1 protein-coding gene is annotated in these 251 nt (G+C 62.5%); it reads left to right on the forward strand.

What is annotated here, in order from left to right; translation table 11 throughout:
• On the forward strand, positions 1-251 hold a 251-nt coding region (locus SB765_RS32045; protein WP_410932815.1), incomplete at both ends, for a condensation domain-containing protein.

Genomic DNA, 251 nt, shown 5'->3' on the forward strand with positions numbered 1-251 from the left:
GGGGGTTACCCTGTTCATGGTGCTGCTGGCATCGTTCAAGCTGCTGCTGCAACGCTACAGTGGCCAGCGCGCCATCCGCGTCGGCGTTCCGGTCGCCAACCGCCACCGTACTGAAGTAGAAGGCTTGATCGGTTGCTTCATCAACACCCAGGTGCTGCATACCGATATCGACCCGCTCATGGATGTGAGCCAGCTACTTGGCCGGGTCAAAGACACCGCCCTGGGCGCCCAGGCGCACCAGGACCTGCCGT

It is taken from the genome of Pseudomonas sp. SIMBA_067, from assembly GCF_046534675.1.
In the GTDB taxonomy this organism is placed as follows: domain Bacteria; phylum Pseudomonadota; class Gammaproteobacteria; order Pseudomonadales; family Pseudomonadaceae; genus Aquipseudomonas; species Aquipseudomonas putida.